Here is a 16780-nt window from a genome sequence, read left to right as displayed (position 1 = left end):
TCCGGTATCAGTCACTATGTCACATTCTTGCTATAGTCACTGCGCCCGCTAAGGGCCTTATTTTTTGTCTTTGTCGTTAACTTCTTCGAATTCAGCATCAACAACGTCGTCATCTTTCTTCGCTTCTGCACCTGCACCCGCAGCGCCCGCTTGAGCTTGTTGCTGTGCAATTTCCAGAAGTTTCGCAGATGCCGTTACCAGCGCTTGGATTTTCGCTTCGATATCAGCTTTATCTTCACCTTTAGAAGCGACTTCTAATTCTGAAGTTGCTTTTTCGATGTTAGCTTTATCTTCTGCTGGTAATTTATCGCCCGCTTCTTCGATTTGTTTACGAGTACCGTGGATCAGTTGGTCAGCTTGGTTACGAACCTGTACTAACTCTTCAAATTTACGGTCTGCTTCAGCGTTTGCTTCTGCATCACGTACCATTTTTTCGATTTCTTCATCATTCAGACCAGAAGAAGCCTTAATGGTAATGTTTTGCTCACGACCGCTGTTTTTGTCTTTCGCAGAAACATGCAAGATACCATCCGCATCGATGTCAAAAGTCACTTCGATTTGTGGCATGCCGCGTGGTGCTGCTTGAATACCATCTAAATTAAACTGACCCAGTGATTTGTTATCACTTGCACGTTTACGTTCACCTTGCAGCACGTGAATAGTCACGGCAGCTTGGTTATCTTCAGCAGTTGAGAACACTTGGCTGTGTTTAGTTGGGATAGTGGTGTTTTTCGAAATTAACGAAGTCATCACGCCACCCATGGTTTCGATACCTAAAGACAGTGGTGTTACATCAAGTAACAGAACGTCTTTAACATCACCTGCTAATACACCACCTTGTACTGCTGCACCGATTGCAACGGCTTCATCTGGGTTCACATCTTTACGTGGTTCTTTACCGAAGAAATCAGCAACCACTTTTTGAACCATTGGCATACGAGTCTGACCACCAACTAAGATAACGTCGTTGATGTCACCTACGCTTAAGCCAGCGTCTTGCAGAGCAACTTTGACTGGCTCCATAGAACGTTTAACTAAATCTTCTACCAGTGACTCCAGTTTTGCACGAGTCACTTTGATGTTCATGTGTTTTGGACCAGTTGCATCCGCAGTGATGTATGGCAGGTTAACGTCAGTTTGTTGAGCGGAAGACAGCTCAATTTTTGCTTTTTCAGCAGATTCTTTCAGACGTTGCATTGCCAGCGGATCATTGCGCAGGTCAACACCTTGTTCTTTCTTAAACTCATCAACTAAGTAGTTGATTAAACGAGTATCGAAGTCTTCACCACCTAAGTGAGTATCACCGTTGGTTGCCAGAACTTCATAGGTTTTTTCGCCATCAACTTCATCGATTTCGATGATAGATAAGTCGAATGTACCACCACCTAAGTCATATACCGCGATAGTACGGTTACCGACTTCTCTATCCAAACCGTACGCCAGCGCTGCTGCTGTTGGTTCGTTGATGATACGTTTTACGTCTAAACCAGCGATACGACCCGCATCTTTGGTTGCTTGACGCTGAGCATCGTTAAAGTATGCTGGTACAGTGATAACCGCTTCAGTTACTGGCTCACCCAGATAATCTTCCGCAGTTTTCTTCATTTTTTTCAATACTTCAGCAGAGACTTGTGGTGGAGCCATTTTTTGGCCTTTTACATCTAACCACGCATCACCGTTATCAGCCGCAATAATTTTGTATGGCATGATAGACACGTCGCGCTGAACTTCTTCGTCTTGGAAACGACGACCGATCAAACGTTTGATCGCAAATAATGTGTTTTCTGGGTTAGTTACAGCCTGACGTTTTGCTGGCTGACCAACTAAAATTTCACCATCTTGTGTATACGCAATGATGGAAGGAGTAGTTCTATCACCTTCGCTGTTCTCAAGAACACGCGCAGTAGTGCCATCCATAATTGCAACGCATGAGTTAGTTGTACCTAAGTCGATACCAATAATTTTACCCATTTAAAACGCCTCCAAAGGAATTCTTTTCATTTAATTTCGATATCAATCTATATAAGGCTCAATATTTCATTTTCAAGGGAGTTTTTACTCCAACCTTAACTTTTTTTTGCAACTCGCAATAATTTAGATTGATAACTGTTGATGTCTTAAAGATGGGGTCACAAATTCATTCATCAAGGGGGAAAACTAAAAAAATTTTACATTTAATGTAAATAAACCCGTCTCTTGATCATTGTTTCGACAATTAAAACTGCGTATTATGCGCCTCCCCTTCCTATAGGGGAATAATCATTCATTATATCTATTTGATTTTTAAATACTTTACCAGAGGTTATATGCAATCTAGTTCGCTTGCCAATCCAGGCCCACTCGGTTTATTGGGCTTTGGTATGACAACAATCCTGCTGAATATTCATAATGCAGGTTTTTTTCCTCTCTCATCGGTTATTTTAAGCATGGGAATTTTCTACGGTGGTATCGCGCAAGTGATTGCTGGAATTATTGAATATAAGAAAGGCAATACTTTCGGTGCAACTGCATTTACCTCTTACGGCTTTTTTTGGCTTGCATTAGTCGGTTTGCTGTTTTTACCTACTATGGGATTAGCAGAAGCCACTGATCCTGCATTTTTAGGGATGTTCCTGCTGTTGTGGGGAATTTTTACATTCTTTATGTTCTTAGGCACCTTCAAAACAAACTTTGTGCTGCAATTTATCTTCGGCAGCTTAACCGTACTGTTCGCCATGTTAGCAATAGGCAATTTCACGAACAATGCCACTTTACTTCAGTTCGCTGGCTATGAAGGGATTATCTGTGGCGCAAGCGCCTTTTATCTAGCAATGGCTGAAGTCTTGAATGAGCAGTATGGCAAAACAATTCTGCCAATTGGTCAGCGTAGTTAGTTTTACGACGTAGCTAATTTCGAATATTAATAGAAGCTGTAATCAGAATTATCAGGCAGGCATGACGCTCTGCCTGATTTTTTAGAAGAGATCACTCAACTACACGAATGGCGGATTTTGGTCTGAATGCTTTAACGATAGTCTCATCCGTTTCAATGTATGGACCATCAAGTAGTTGAATACAATAAGGAACGCTGGCAAAAATACCCGATACTAATACATTCCCTTCTTTATCTTTCAGACCTTCCAAGGTTTCAGCAATCGCTTTTGGCTGCCCCGGTAAATTTAGAATCAATGACTGATTACGGATCACGCCGACTTGACGAGATAAAATCGCTGTTGGTACGAATTTCAAGCTGATTTGGCGCATCTGCTCTCCAAATCCTGGCATTTCACGATCAGCAATGGCGAGAGTCGCATCTGGCGTGACATCGCGGCGAGCTGGTCCTGTCCCACCCGTTGTCAAAACTAAATGGCAAGAAAACTCGTCCACCAGCTCACACAGCGTCTGCTCTATCATGACTTGCTCATCAGGGATCAAACGAGTTTCTACACGAAAAGGTGTGGTGATTGTTTTCGTTAGCCACTCCTCGAGTGCTGGGATCCCTTTATCTTCGTAGATACCGCCTGAAGCACGATCAGAAACCGACACCAGACCTATGCGCAACTCATTCATACAAACCTCAAAAATTAATCATTTAAATTCGTTCACTTGGCGAGAAAATACCACACCAACAATAATAAACATGCTGCATCATACCATGAGCATGAATCGCTGACAGCGTCGTGTTTGTGCCGAAATATGGAATTGCGAGTTTAATCAATGAAAAAACGACATAAAAAAACCCAGCCAATTTGACTGGGTTTTCTAAGAAAAAGGAAATTACAGCAGAGCTGCGATCATTTTTTCCAGTTTTTCTTGGTCAACAGCGAACTTACGGATACCGTCAGACAGTTTATCAACCGCCATTGGATCTTGGTTATGCTGCCAGTAGAACTCAGCTTCTGTCAATTTAGCGCCCGGCTCTTGAGTTTTGCCAGCATCTTTCAGCTTACAAACTAATTCACCTTGTGATTCAGACAGCTCTTTCAGTAATGCTGGAGAGATTGTCAGACGGTCGCAACCCGCTAGCTCAATGATTTCACCAACGTTACGGAAGCTTGCGCCCATTACGACAGTTTTATAACCATGCGCTTTATAGAAGTTGTAAATTTCAGTCACTGAAACCACGCCTGGATCTTCGTGTGCAGCAAACTCTTTCTTATCTGTGTTTGCTTTGTACCAGTCAAGGATTCGACCCACGAATGGGGAGATCAGGTAAACACCCGCTTCCGCACAAGCACGCGCTTGAGCAAAAGAGAATAATAAGGTTAAGTTACAGTTGATGCCTTCTTTTTCCAGTTTTTCCGCAGCGCGGATACCCTGCCAAGTAGAGGCTAATTTGATCAAAATACGATCGTTGCTGATACCAGCTTCGTTGTACATTTTCATCAAACGGCGAGCTTTAGTAATACACGCTTCTTCATCATAAGAAAGACGCGCATCAACTTCTGTTGAGATACGACCCGGTACTAATTTCAGAATTTCCAGACCGATATTAACAGCCAGTTTGTCACATGCATCGACAATTTGTTGCTCACGGTTGTTACTTTGCTTACGAGCCCATTCTACCGCTTCATCAATTAATTTACGGTATTCAGGAATTTGTGCAGCATTTAAAATCAGCGATGGGTTAGTCGTCGCATCTTGTGGTTTGTACAGCTTCATCGCTTCGATGTCGCCAGTGTCGGCAACAACAGTTGTCAGACTACGTAAGGAGGTTAGTTTGTCGGTCATTTCTTTAATCTCGTTGTTATACCCGTCATATTTCAAGTTGTAGGGGTGTTGGCTGCGTTCACTCATCCTAGTCACATACTTGTGTATGCTCCTAGGAATTCATTTTCTTGCCGCCTACCTACCACTTGAACTATTTAGGGTGAACCCGTCATGCTTCAAGTTGTAGGGGTGTTGGCTGCATTCACTCATCCTAGTCACATACTTGTGTATGCTCCTAGGAATTCGATTTCTTGCCGCCTACCTGCAACTTAAACTACTTTGTGTATTATTAAGGAATTGAGGCTAGCGCCGCACCGTCCCATGATAATATCACGCATCTACGTTGCTGCAAGCGAGGAAATATCCTTGCAAGCAACTATTTGATCAGCAATCGTTTTCGCAATAACCTTAGGAACTGAATGCATTTAGCTTGAGAGTGTCATAACCTCAGTAAACCAGATAACCATCATAAGAGCGACTTATTACAGCGATTCGCTATTCCATCCGATTTTTTGTTAAAGTAACGGATAAATTTACTATCATAAGGGTCAAGTTATGCTGATTACCATTTCACCTGCCAAAACATTAGACTACGAAAGCCCGCTACCTATCGACACTTTTACCCAACCAGAGCTACTCTCTGAATCTGAGAAATTAATAAAAACGTGCCGAAAACTCACGCCGGCAGATATCGCAAGCCTAATGAAAATCAGTGACAAACTCGCAGGATTAAATGCAGCGCGTTTTGGTGAATGGCAACCCAACTTTACTCCTGATAACGCACGCCAAGCTATCCTTGCCTTTAAAGGTGATGTGTATACTGGTATGCAAGCAGAGACCTTCTCGCCTGCTGATTTCGAATTTGCTCAACAACATTTACGTATGTTATCAGGGTTATACGGTGTTTTACGCCCATTAGATTTAATGCAACCTTATCGTTTAGAAATGGGTATCCGCCTTAAAAATAGCCGCGGCAAAGACTTATACGAATTTTGGGGAAACATCATCACTGAGCATTTGAATAAGGCGCTCGCGGCCCAAGGGGATAACATCCTCGTTAATTTAGCATCTGATGAATATTTTAAATCTGTGAACACCAAAAAATTAGACGGCACAATTATCAAGCCGGTCTTCTTAGATGAAAAAAATGGTAAATATAAAGTCATCAGCTTTTATGCAAAAAAAGCACGAGGATTAATGAGCCGTTTTATTATCCAAAATAAACTCACTAAATCAGAACAGTTGTCCGACTTTAATTTAGACGGTTATCAGTTTGACCAGTCACAATCGAAAGGCAATGAATTAGTCTTTACACGCCCCGAACAAGCTTAAAAACCAAACTCACCATCTTGATTTGTAGGGTGCACACCACGCCCTACAAAATTCATACTCAACATTCGACACTCTATTTCAAATCTCCGTCACAATTTGGCGATAAAATAAACACGCGCATGGGGTATAGCATTCTTTCACCAGTGGGCTTGAAATACTTATGCCAGAATCCAAGTCAGTCTTTGCCATTTATTTTGGAGGTGATCAATGCCATATTCTGCTGCATCACATCGTTACACAGAAATGGAATATCGTCAGTGCGGTCGGAGTGGATTAAAACTCCCACTTATCTCTTTGGGACTCTGGCATAATTTTGGTGATAACAAACCAATTGATAACTGCCGTGCCATGCTAAGGCATGCTTTTGATCATGGCATCACTCATTTCGATCTTGCCAATAATTACGGTCCCCCTCCAGGCTCCGCAGAACAACAATTTGGGCGTATCCTTAAGCAAGATTTTCTACCTTATCGTGATGAAATGATCATCTCCTCTAAAGCAGGTTACACCATGTGGGAAGGACCTTATGGGGACTGGGGCAGTAAAAAATATTTAATTGCTAGCCTGAACCAAAGTTTAAAAAGAATTGGGGTCGATTACGTAGATATTTTCTATCACCATAGACCTGATCCTCAAACACCATTGGAAGAAACGATGGCTGCCCTTGATCTGATTGTTCGTCAAGGTAAGGCTCTCTATGTAGGAATCTCTAACTACCCCGCAGAAACCGCGCAAGAAGCCATTCGTATTCTCGAGCAGCTGGGCACTCCTTGCTTAATCCATCAACCCAAGTATTCCATGCTAGAACGAACACCTGAAGAAGGTCTTCTTGATTTACTCGAAGAAGAAGGTGTCGGCTCTATTGCTTATTCTCCATTAGCTGGAGGGATTTTAACGGACCGATATCTTAATGGCATTCCTGCTGATTCTCGTGCCGCAGGTAATCCATCACTCCCTCCAGAAAGACTGACCTCTGCTGTGCTGGCTAAAGTGAAAAAGCTCAATGACCTTGCATTCGCTCGAGGACAAAAACTGAGCCAAATGTCCCTTGCGTGGTTACTACGTCACGACCGTATTACCTCTGTACTCATTGGAGCAAGCCGTATCAGCCAAATTGATGATGCACTCGGTATGATGGAAAAACGGGATTTTAACCAAGATGAATTAAAGGCCATTGAGCTTATTCTTGAAGATTCTATTTAACCTTTCTGCTAGAGCTATCGCTTAATAAGGTATTTAAGGGATAGCTTTCTATTTTCGTATATTTATTTAAATACAAACGAACGAATAAAACTTTTGTTTACTATTTTATATTCACCTAGACTAAATTTAATCCATTAATTAACCAACAACATTCTTTAATTATTTAAGTGAGTCATTTAAGCTTTATTTGCAGTTTAATTAATTCACTTTATAACGAGGAATTTATATGCGTAAAATCTCTACTATCCTAATCACCTTATTATTCCCTTTATCAACTTTTGCTATGACAATACCGGTTAATGACCAGCAATCTACCACTGAATACTTATGGAGCAATGGCGGAAATGGCGGTAATGGCGGACACGGAGGCAATGGTGGTAATGGCGGAAGTGGTGGTAGCGGTGGGCATGGTGGAAATGGTGGTAATGGCGGCAATGGAAATTAAATAAACCCGATTATTTAATTATTCCCCCCTTCTCTAATAAGGGGGGGATGGAGGATACAATGAAAACTCAATCTCTATTTCAATTATTCACTATTTTATTTTTCACAACAACACCAATACTAAGTCATTCAAATAACTTTCAACTTAATAAACATAATTTATTTAATATAAATAAATTTATTATTATCGATAATATTTATCGATCTAATTTTTGTGTACCTCTTTATTGCCACGGTCACTATTTGTATTTCTCGGAACAATCTATCAATGGTAGCCACGGTCAAAATGGCAGCGGTGGTAATGACCACAATGGAGGTCTAGGTGGGAACGGAGGTCTAGGTGGAAATGGGGGCTCTGGAGGTAATGGCCAACATGGAGGAAATGGAGGGAATGGCGGCAACAATGGGCACGGTAGTCATGGGGGACACGCCACACCAGGCAGTAATGGAAATGGCGGTAACGGTGGGAATGGGGGAATAAATGGGGGTAATGGCGGACACGGTGGCAACGGAGATGGTTTAGGTAACGGAGGAAATGGCGGTAACGGCTCCACCAATGGAAATGGGGGTAATGGAGGGCATGGAGGAAGCAATGGCGGTCACGGAGGCAATGGAGGAGATGGTGACGGGAGTGGTAATGGCGGAAATGGTGGAAATGCAGGTATCGGAGGACAAGCGGGTAAAGGTGGAAAAGGCGGACCAAATGGCGGTCAAGATGGCGCAGATGGCTCAATCTATTGATCCTCCAATAAACGACACCATAAAAAACGGAAGCCAACTTAGCTTCCGTTTTTAAACCACCTATTGATAAAAACTATTGTTTAGGCGCTAACTTCATTAAAAATTCACGTAACTGAGCGAAATCTGATGGTAAGAAGTGAGAAAGCAGTGGTAAATCTGCGCGTTCAGCCAGTTCTTGTGGCAGTGTAATTTGCTTATTTAAAATCGCTTCAACGCTCTCTTTAAATTTCGCTGGGTGAGCAGTTCCCAAGAACAAGCCATACTCACCATCTTGTAATTGATCACGCAGCACACGATACGCAACCGCAGCATGAGGCTCAGATAAATACCCCTTTTTGTCCAGCTCACGTACCGTCTCTTGAGTCACTTCATCACTCACCGCCCCGTAACCAAGGTCTTTTAATGACCACCCTTTACGGCGGAATAATTCCTCAATACGTGGCCAGTTATTTGGCTGACTCACATCCATTGCATTAGATAAAGTTGCCACCGTTTGATGCGGTGCCCATTTTCCATCGACTAGGTAGCGAGGAACCGTATCATTAACGTTAGTCGCAGCAATAAAGCGTTTTACTGGTAATCCCATGGATTTTGCCAATAAGCCGGCGGTCAGATCCCCAAAGTTACCGCTTGGGACTGAGATCACCAATTGATCACGTTTTTCTGCTGGGATCTGAGCAACGGCTTCAAAGTAATAGCAAATTTGCGCTAATAGGCGGCTAATGTTGATTGAGTTAGCTGAATTCAAATACAGGGCTTTTTTCAATTCTTCATCATCAAAAGCATGTTTTACTAGCGCCTGACACGCATCGAAATCATCTTTAATTGCCACAGTATGAATATTTTCACCCAGTGTGCAGAACAACTTTTCTTGCAGAGGGCTAATTTTGCCTTCTGGGTACAAGATCACGACTTGGACATTATCCAAACCATAAAATGCATGTGCTACCGCAGCGCCTGTATCCCCTGACGTTGCTGTTAAGATAGTCACGGGTGCCCCACCGGCTACTTGGCTTAATGCTTGCGCCATAAAACGCCCGCCAAAGTCTTTAAATGCTAATGTAGGTCCGTGGTATAACTCTAAAGTCGCAACATCATCTTCAACTTTAGAAACGGGAGCTGGGAAAGCAAACGCAGCGTTGACCCGAGCAGCAAGCTGATCCGCAGGAATTTCGTCGCCGATAAATGCACTTAAAATACGGCTACTACGAGTGACAAAATCCAATTTCAGCAATTCATCAATTTCACTAGCGCTAAACTCAGGTAAGTCTTGAGGGAAAAAGAGACCCTGCTGCTTACCTAATCCCTGTTTCACGGCTTGCGCGAAGCTGACCTGTTCGTTGTTATCTTTTAAATTATACAGTTTCATCGTTTACCCTATTGTCCTTGCACCCGCCATATCTAAACGACAGATATGCACAAAGCCTTCATCATTTTGAATGTAATGTTGTTGTAGGTACTGCACCATGTCTTCCGCGATTTTTTTATCATCGCAAATTGTGAATATCGTTGGTCCTGAACCTGAAATACCACAGGCTAATGCCCCAATTTGCTTCGCATGTTCGCGCGCCTTCGCAAAACCAGGGAGCAGTTGTGTACGATATGGCTCCGCCACAACATCTTTAATCATCGTCACCGCTAATTCAGGCTGATGGGTATGGCAAGCATGGATAAAGCCAGATAGATAACGCCCATGATTCACAATGTCATGGCGAGAATAACTATCAGGTAAAATAGCGCGCGCTTCCGCAGTCGATACTTTGATGCCTGGGTACGCCATCACCCAATACCAATTTTCGAACGCAGGTACTGGCTGAGAAATAATGCCATTTTGCTCAATGATCAGTTGTAAACCACCCAAATAGCACGGTGCAACGTTATCATAATGAATACTGCCGGAAATACGCCCTTCTAACTCCCCCATCATGCCAAGCAATGCAGTTTCATCAAATGGCTTGTCAGCAAATTCATTAAGCGCCATCAGTGCAGCCACCACAGAACATGCACTTGAACCTAAACCAGAGCCAATCGGCATGTTTTTTTCAAGGGTCATTGCCACATTCAGCTTTTTACCCAGTCGCTCGCAAAACAGTTCCCAGCACTGGTAAACAATGTTGTGTTCCATTTTTTTCGGTAACTTAGAAACAAACCGACCTTTGTTTTCTAATGAAAATGTCTTCGCTACTTCAATGCTGACACAGTCGCCGAGTAGCGAGCCATCAATCGGAGAGACTGCTGCGCCAAGCACATCAAACCCAACGCTCACATTGCCAATTGAAGCGGGTGCATAAACTTTGATCACTTCTTAAACTCCCAATTTCCATGATAGGGTACGCAGCATATCCGCAAATACACCCGCTGCTGTTACATCATTACCAGCGCCATAACCTCTTAATACTAAAGGAATTGGTTGATAGTAGCGTGTGTAAAATGCCAATGCGTTTTCGCCATTTTTCACTTTAAACAGTGGGTCATTTCCGTCAACGGCAACCATTTTCACCTGACAACGACCTTCTTCGATAAGACCCACATAGCGTAACACTTTTTCTTCGGCTTCAGCGGCTTTTATACGCGCTGCAAAAGGTTCATCTAATTGTGGGAGACGCGCCATAAATTCAGCAATGCTCCCGGAACTATCAAAGTCAGTAGGGAGTACAGATTCAATTTCAATATCACTGAGTTCGAGTTCATAGCCTGCTTCACGAGCTAAAATCAGTAGCTTACGTGCCACATCCATTCCAGATAAATCATCACGAGGATCAGGCTCAGTAAAACCTTTTTCTTTTGCCAATGTTGTCGCTTCAGATAAAGACATGCCTTCATCCAGCTTACCGAAAATGAAGGACAGTGAACCGGATAAGATCCCACTAAAGTGAACCAATTCATCCCCTGCATTGAGCAAGTTTTGTAAGTTCTCAATAACCGGTAATCCTGCCCCTACGTTGGTATCGTAGAGAAATTTACGTTTCGAACTCTCTGCTGCCTCACGTAATTGATGATAATAATCCATCGATAATGTGTTGGCTTTTTTGTTCGGCGTCACAACGTTAAAACCATCTTTTAAGAAGCTGGCATATTGCTCTGCAATTTCTTGGTTAGAGGTACAGTCGATGATCACCGGATTTAAGAAGTGATACTCGCGTTCTAAACGGATCAGGCGGCTAAGACTAAATGGCTCTTTAGCTTCCGCTAATTCAGTTTTCCAGTTATCTAAATCAATCCCTTGCATATTAATCAACATTGCTCTTGAGTTGGCGATACCGCACACGCGCAGATCAATATGTTTTTGCTTCAGCCATTGCTGTTGACGGTGAATCTGTTCGATCAATGCATTACCCACCCCGCCAACACCGACGATAAAGGCTTCAATCACTTGCTCAGCATTGAATAACATTTGATGGCATAAGCGTACCGCTGAAGTTGCCGACTCATTAGCGATAACCGCAGAAATGGAACGCTCTGATGAACCTTGTGCTATCGCAACAATATTGATGTTGCCGCGCGTTAATGCAGAGAAGAAACGAGCTGAGATACCTTTCAATGTGCGCATACCATCCCCTACAACGGAGATAATAGCCAGCTGCTCCATCACATCTAACGGGTCTAACACACCATCTTTAAGCTCTAAATAGAACTCTTCTTCTAACGCACCACGGGCACGCTGTAACTCATTTTGAGGAACACAGAAGCTGATACTGTATTCAGAAGATGACTGAGTGATCAACACCACGGAAATCCCTTTACGAGACATCACCGAGAAAATACGGGCGGCCATGCCAACCATACCTTTCATTCCCGGACCTGAAACGTTGATCATCGCCATGTTATTCAGGTTAGTGATCCCTTTTACAGGCGTGCTAACATCCGTTTGCCCATCACCAATCAGCGTACCCGGCGCGCTTGGATTAGTGGTATTTTTGATGAGACAAGGAATTTGGAATTGTGCAATTGGTGCGATAGTACGTGGGTGCAGAACTTTCGCACCAAAATAAGAGAGCTCCATCGCTTCTTGATATGACATGCCTTTAAGTAAGCGTGCATCTGGCACTAAACGCGGGTCACAAGTATAAACACCATCAACATCCGTCCAGATCTCACAACAATCTGCACGTAAGCATGCCGCTAATACCGCAGCCGAATAGTCGGAACCATTGCGCCCTAAAACAACCAGCTCCCCTTTATCATTCCCCGCAGTAAAACCTGCCATTAGAATAAAATGATCTTTAGGGATATTTAGCTCAGCAATACGCTTCGTTGATTCATTGATATCCACAGTGGACTCAAGGTAGTGACCTTTTGCCAGTAAGCTTTTTACCGGATCAATAACTGTCACTTGGTGACCACGTGCTTTTAATACCGATTCCATGATGGCGATGGAGAGTTTTTCTCCACGGCAGATAATTGAGGCGTTGATGCTATCAGGACATTGCCCTAGAAGAGTAATACCATGCAGTACTTGCTTGATTTGCGCGAATTCATGCTCAGTGAGTTTTTTCAGCTTGTCATATTCAAAACCGGGTTGTTTTTCTTTTAAGCCCTTTAACAGATTAGCAAAAATCATCTCTGCATCACTGACATGCGTGATGACATCTTGACCTGCTGCTGTTTTTTCAATCATTGCGACCAAATGGTTAGTAATCTTAGCTGGTGCCGATAGCACCAAAGCCACTTGCCCATCAGCTAATTTACTTTCAGCGATGTCAGCAACATTGAGTACCCGTTCATCATTTGCAACTGAGGTACCGCCAAATTTAAGCACACGCATGGTATTTCTCTCCTGAATTAGCGCCAAAAAAAAGCCCACATCTTTTTAGGATGCGGGCTTTTTCATTTTTATTTTTTGGATGCGTCAGCCCGCCCCGTTTCCTGTGGTCACGGTGGTGGTGGTAATAATCGTAATCAGGCTGATGTTACGCATAAATTTTGTTTGTCTCGTAGGGAACATTTTGGTTTCTCCCTATACGGTTAAAGTAATCGCATAATAATGTCAAATTTATTTGCATTTACACCCCCTCAAAGCCTCTAAATTCAGCTAAGCGATCCTCTGCTATCATCAAAAAAATCTTCATAAAAAGAGAGTTTATCGCTGACATTTAGTCATAAAGTTCATTTATTCTTAAATTAATGGTTTTTAATTTTATTTAAAATAAAAATTATTTTTGCGTACAAAAAACAACCAAAAGGCAAACTTTATGGTGTGTTATCTATCTCCAGACCCCACAATCAATTTGAGGCAAATAGCGTCAAATTTCCAAGCTTCAGAGTTTAGCGAATTCAGATCAATATTCACCCCAACTGTAAAAAAACGTTACTTAGTTTCAGATCAAAATTGTACATTGGCGCTCAAAATAATTAGCTGACTCATTATTATCATGAAAACATTAATTCGGATATTTCTGAGGCGGTTTATTGCATTTTTGTAAAAAAAAATAGATTCACGCAAAGTGGATAAGTACAACCCCTTACTTTGGACTATAAAAAACCAAAAATACTATTTTTACGCGATTTTGAGGTAAATAACAAAATTTTACTCTTCAATAATTTTACATTATTCAAGGGAGCAGAAAACCAACTCGCAAACAAACTTAAGTCAAATCACCATCTTACTATCCCTATTAAGATCCCCCTTTATTTGTGATATCACGCTGAAAAAATGGCAGTATCTCAATTTTTTCATCTTGTTTTTGTCATCATTTCGATATCTCAATAACAAATAATTTTGGTATAATTATCTACCTAACAATCATTGTTAACGTGCTACAATTGATTTTGATATGTATCAACAAAAGTTAGTTTTTTAGGTGGTAAATGCAGTATTAGCTGTTATATTGCTGTTAACAGCCCAATATTGGGAAAGTGCTTAAGTTTTGGTTCGTTTTACAGCCTTTTGCCTAGCGGATAGGCAGCGTTAAGTCACTGAAAAATGTAAAGACAAATTTATACTCATGAACGTGTTTTTCCAGATAATCATACCAACAACCACCTAACTGGAAACGGCTCATGGGTTCAGTATTTTTATTTTAATACTTTAGGTAGCAAATATGCAGACCCCACACATTTTGATCGTTGAAGACGAGATTGTCACACGTAATACGCTGAAAAGTATCTTTGAAGCGGAAGGTTATGTTGTTCACGAAGCCACCGATGGTGAAGAAATGAACAATGTTCTTTCAGAACATGACATCAACTTAGTGATCATGGATATAAACTTACCAGGTAAAAACGGTTTACTGCTAGCTCGTGAATTACGCGAGCAAGAAAGTATTGCATTAATGTTCTTAACTGGTCGTGATAACGAAGTTGATAAAATCCTTGGTCTGGAAATTGGTGCAGATGATTACATCACCAAACCATTCAACCCACGCGAATTGACTATCCGTGCACGTAACTTACTGTCCCGTACTATGAATTTAGCCGGTGGCTCAGAAGAACGTCGTCTAGTTGAAAGCTATAAATTCAATGGCTGGGAATTAGATATTAATAGCCGTTCATTAGTCAGCCCTGCGGGTGAGCACTACAAATTACCACGTAGTGAATTCCGTGCAATGCTGCATTTCTGTGAAAACCCAGGCAAAATTCAAACCCGTGCAGACTTACTGAAGAAAATGACAGGTCGTGAGTTAAAACCACACGACAGAACTGTTGACGTAACGATTCGTCGTATTCGTAAGCACTTCGAGTCAACACCTGATACCCCAGAAATCATCGCCACTATCCATGGTGAAGGTTACCGTTTCTGCGGTGATTTAGACGAGTAATCGTCACTAAGCTATGCACAGAACCGGCGAAAGCCGGTTTTTTATTGACTGCAAAATATAAAAACTTAATGTGGCATTAAATAACTCGAATAATATTCCGATATATCTATCTATTCATCACATATTTATAGGTAGAACCCATGACTGATTTTAACCAATATAAAAATACACTCAGTAGCCTCAAATTTTATGTTTATGCCTTATGCGAAGTTACAGGAACGACCCGAATTCCTTTTTATATCGGGAAAGGTACAGGCTCTCGTTGTTTAACACATATTAAAGATGCATTAACGAGAGATAAACTATCAAGAGAGGAAGACCCAAAGCTAAAACGAATTTATGAATTACATAAAGAAAACTTACTGGGTATTGATATTCTTTGTCATGGTTTAGATTCAGACACGGCTTTTATGGTAGAAACAACTTGCATAGACTTGTACGGGCTTGAGGGTTTAACCAATAAGATCAATGGTAAAAGCACCAGTAATGACATTGATATTCTCAAGCAAGGACGATTAACATTAGAAGAAACAGCTTCACTTTATTCACAAGAAGTTATGAATGTTTCAGATATTAAGCACCAAGGTATAGGGTTTATTTTAAATAAGCTTTATAGATTTAATATGAGTGAACTTGAATTATTTGAGGCAACTCGTGGAGTATGGCATAACCCCCCTCGAAAAAACCAAGATATAAAATATGCTTATGCTACCTATAACAATATCATTAAAGAAGTGTATGAAATTCACTCTTGGGTAGAAGCAGGTACTCAACAATACTTTACTCGAAATGTCACTCAAGGAAGTGGGCGTTGGGAATTTATTGGCAGAAAAGCAAGTGATGAAATACGTTCGCTTTATGTGGGTAAAAGCATAAAACGAGATAGAAACTTTGCTCAACCATTTTTCAAAGTTGGCTTTAATAATTCAGATACACAAATCTAGTGAGTTATATTTTCTAAGAGCCATAAAAAACCGCCACTGACTTTAAACGTAATCAGTGGTGGTTTTTATATCAAAAAGGATTACCACGGCATAATCGGTACCGCACTCAGCGCATTCTTCGGCGAGCCATCAATCATCTTATCGGAATAGGTTAAATAGATCAGTGCGTTACGTTTAGGGTCGTAAAAACGAACGACTTGAAGCTTTTTAAACACCAATGACGTTCTCTTCTGGAAGACTACTTGCCCTTTTTTCGGGTTACGTTTTACGCGGTCATTTAATTCAATAGGACCCACTTGTTGGCAAGAAATTGCGGCGTCAGATGTGTCTTCTGCCAACCCAAGCCCACCTTTAATTCCACCTGTTTTCGAGCGGCTTAAATAGCAAGTGACATTAGCAACATCGGGGTCATCAAATGCTTCTACCACAATTTTATGGTCAGGACCGAATACTTTAAAAACAGTATCTACTGAGCCAATTTCTTCTGCGGCTGCCACAAAAGATAATGCAGACAATATTGTTCCCAAAACGAGATTTTTCAGTGTATTGCCTTTCGCAATACCCTTTTTAAATTTGGAAGAACGCATACAGTATTCCCTTTTCAGCTTAACGTCTAAATTTCAAATAATCTAAACGGCAATAATTCTGTTTATTAATGAAATATTAAAT

General features: G+C 41.5%; 15 protein-coding genes and 1 other annotated feature. Of the genes, 7 read left to right on the top strand and 8 right to left on the bottom strand.

The genetic code is table 11. From position 1 onward, the window contains the following. Positions 1-57: 57 nt before the first annotated feature. A complete protein-coding gene (dnaK, locus tag PROVALCAL_RS00750) occupies positions 58-1971 on the bottom strand; it encodes a molecular chaperone DnaK (RefSeq protein ID WP_006657142.1) in 1914 nt (637 codons plus the stop codon). A gap of 335 nt (positions 1972-2306) precedes the next feature. Here dnaK and satP point away from each other — a divergent pair, with 335 nt between their 5' ends. Then, positions 2307-2873 (top strand): acetate uptake transporter, encoded by a 567-nt coding sequence (satP, locus tag PROVALCAL_RS00745; RefSeq protein ID WP_006657141.1) that lies wholly within the window; start codon positions 2307-2309, stop codon positions 2871-2873. Positions 2874-2964: 91 nt separating this feature from the next. Here the strand turns inward: satP and mog are convergent, their stop codons facing one another. Together mog and tal are read right to left on the bottom strand one after the other, a co-directional pair. Then, positions 2965-3549 carry a molybdopterin adenylyltransferase gene (gene mog / locus PROVALCAL_RS00740; protein WP_006657140.1) on the bottom strand — a complete coding sequence of 195 codons (585 nt, stop codon included), beginning with the start codon at positions 3547-3549 and terminating at the stop codon, positions 2965-2967. Positions 3550-3756: 207 nt separating this feature from the next. Next, entirely contained in the window at positions 3757-4710 is a 954-nt protein-coding gene (gene tal, locus PROVALCAL_RS00735) for a transaldolase (RefSeq protein ID WP_006662814.1), read from the bottom strand. Positions 4711-5244: 534 nt separating this feature from the next. Here tal and yaaA point away from each other — a divergent pair. From yaaA to PROVALCAL_RS00715, 4 genes are all read left to right on the top strand, one after another. Next, positions 5245-6021 carry a peroxide stress protein YaaA gene (yaaA, locus tag PROVALCAL_RS00730; RefSeq protein WP_006657137.1) on the top strand — a complete coding sequence of 259 codons (777 nt, stop codon included), beginning with the start codon at positions 5245-5247 and terminating at the stop codon, positions 6019-6021. Between the two features lie 207 nt (positions 6022-6228). Further along, positions 6229-7224: an aldo/keto reductase gene (locus PROVALCAL_RS00725; protein ID WP_036974925.1), complete on the top strand. Its 996-nt coding sequence runs from the start codon at positions 6229-6231 to the stop codon at positions 7222-7224. Between the two features lie 226 nt (positions 7225-7450). After that, on the top strand, positions 7451-7669 hold the full coding sequence (locus tag PROVALCAL_RS00720; RefSeq protein ID WP_006657135.1) for a hypothetical protein: 219 nt from the start codon (positions 7451-7453) through the stop codon (positions 7667-7669). Between the two features lie 242 nt (positions 7670-7911). After that, positions 7912-8409, top strand: coding sequence for a hypothetical protein (locus PROVALCAL_RS00715; RefSeq protein WP_243441082.1), 498 nt, complete (start codon positions 7912-7914; stop codon positions 8407-8409). Between the two features lie 73 nt (positions 8410-8482). On the opposite strand, the gene thrC is transcribed toward PROVALCAL_RS00715, so the two are convergent. The 4 genes from thrC to thrL all read right to left on the bottom strand — a co-directional run bounded on the left by thrC (position 8483) and on the right by thrL (position 13354). Beyond that, positions 8483-9778 (bottom strand): threonine synthase, encoded by a 1296-nt coding sequence (thrC, locus tag PROVALCAL_RS00710; RefSeq protein WP_006657133.1) that lies wholly within the window; start codon positions 9776-9778, stop codon positions 8483-8485. 3 nt (positions 9779-9781) lie between these two features. Continuing rightward, a complete protein-coding gene (gene thrB / locus PROVALCAL_RS00705) occupies positions 9782-10711 on the bottom strand; it encodes a homoserine kinase (protein ID WP_006657132.1) in 930 nt (309 codons plus the stop codon). A 3-nt stretch (positions 10712-10714) separates the two neighbouring features. Beyond that, positions 10715-13174, bottom strand: a complete 2460-nt coding sequence (gene thrA, locus PROVALCAL_RS00700; RefSeq protein WP_006662819.1) for a bifunctional aspartate kinase/homoserine dehydrogenase I — start codon at positions 13172-13174, stop codon at positions 10715-10717. A gap of 24 nt (positions 13175-13198) precedes the next feature. Further along, positions 13199-13320, bottom strand: a sequence feature (Thr leader region). Further along, complete coding sequence (gene thrL, locus PROVALCAL_RS19145) at positions 13259-13354, bottom strand: thr operon leader peptide (RefSeq protein ID WP_071524960.1); 96 nt, start codon at positions 13352-13354, stop codon at positions 13259-13261. (Overlaps the previous feature by 62 nt.) Positions 13355-14450: 1096 nt before the next feature. Here thrL and arcA point away from each other — a divergent pair. After that, entirely contained in the window at positions 14451-15167 is a 717-nt protein-coding gene (gene arcA / locus PROVALCAL_RS00695; RefSeq protein WP_006657130.1) for a two-component system response regulator ArcA, read from the top strand. Between the two features lie 140 nt (positions 15168-15307). Continuing rightward, entirely contained in the window at positions 15308-16111 is an 804-nt protein-coding gene (locus tag PROVALCAL_RS00690) for an LEM-3-like GIY-YIG domain-containing protein (RefSeq protein WP_006657129.1), read from the top strand. A gap of 80 nt (positions 16112-16191) precedes the next feature. Here PROVALCAL_RS00690 and creA read toward each other — a convergent pair whose 3' ends face one another. Continuing rightward, complete coding sequence (creA, locus tag PROVALCAL_RS00685) at positions 16192-16698, bottom strand: protein CreA (RefSeq protein WP_006657128.1); 507 nt, start codon at positions 16696-16698, stop codon at positions 16192-16194. Between the last annotated feature and the right edge of the window lie 82 nt (positions 16699-16780).

The sequence above is a fragment of the Providencia alcalifaciens DSM 30120 genome (genome assembly GCF_000173415.1).
Classification (GTDB): domain Bacteria; phylum Pseudomonadota; class Gammaproteobacteria; order Enterobacterales; family Enterobacteriaceae; genus Providencia; species Providencia alcalifaciens.
The sequence above is the reverse complement of the archived record's forward strand: the minus strand, read 5'-3'. Positions and strand labels throughout refer to the sequence as shown.

Coding starts and splice junctions, on each gene's coding strand:
- thrC (WP_006657133.1), bottom strand. CDS start 9,778: ATGAAACTGTATAATTTAAAAGATAACAACGAACAGGTCAGCTTCGCG.
- PROVALCAL_RS00690 (WP_006657129.1), top strand. CDS start 15,308: ATGACTGATTTTAACCAATATAAAAATACACTCAGTAGCCTCAAATTT.
- dnaK (WP_006657142.1), bottom strand. CDS start 1,971: ATGGGTAAAATTATTGGTATCGACTTAGGTACAACTAACTCATGCGTT.
- arcA (WP_006657130.1), top strand. CDS start 14,451: ATGCAGACCCCACACATTTTGATCGTTGAAGACGAGATTGTCACACGT.
- thrA (WP_006662819.1), bottom strand. CDS start 13,174: ATGCGTGTGCTTAAATTTGGCGGTACCTCAGTTGCAAATGATGAACGG.
- PROVALCAL_RS00725 (WP_036974925.1), top strand. CDS start 6,229: ATGCCATATTCTGCTGCATCACATCGTTACACAGAAATGGAATATCGT.
- tal (WP_006662814.1), bottom strand. CDS start 4,710: ATGACCGACAAACTAACCTCCTTACGTAGTCTGACAACTGTTGTTGCC.
- yaaA (WP_006657137.1), top strand. CDS start 5,245: ATGCTGATTACCATTTCACCTGCCAAAACATTAGACTACGAAAGCCCG.
- PROVALCAL_RS00720 (WP_006657135.1), top strand. CDS start 7,451: ATGCGTAAAATCTCTACTATCCTAATCACCTTATTATTCCCTTTATCA.
- thrL (WP_071524960.1), bottom strand. CDS start 13,354: ATGTTCCCTACGAGACAAACAAAATTTATGCGTAACATCAGCCTGATT.
- creA (WP_006657128.1), bottom strand. CDS start 16,698: ATGCGTTCTTCCAAATTTAAAAAGGGTATTGCGAAAGGCAATACACTG.
- mog (WP_006657140.1), bottom strand. CDS start 3,549: ATGAATGAGTTGCGCATAGGTCTGGTGTCGGTTTCTGATCGTGCTTCA.
- satP (WP_006657141.1), top strand. CDS start 2,307: ATGCAATCTAGTTCGCTTGCCAATCCAGGCCCACTCGGTTTATTGGGC.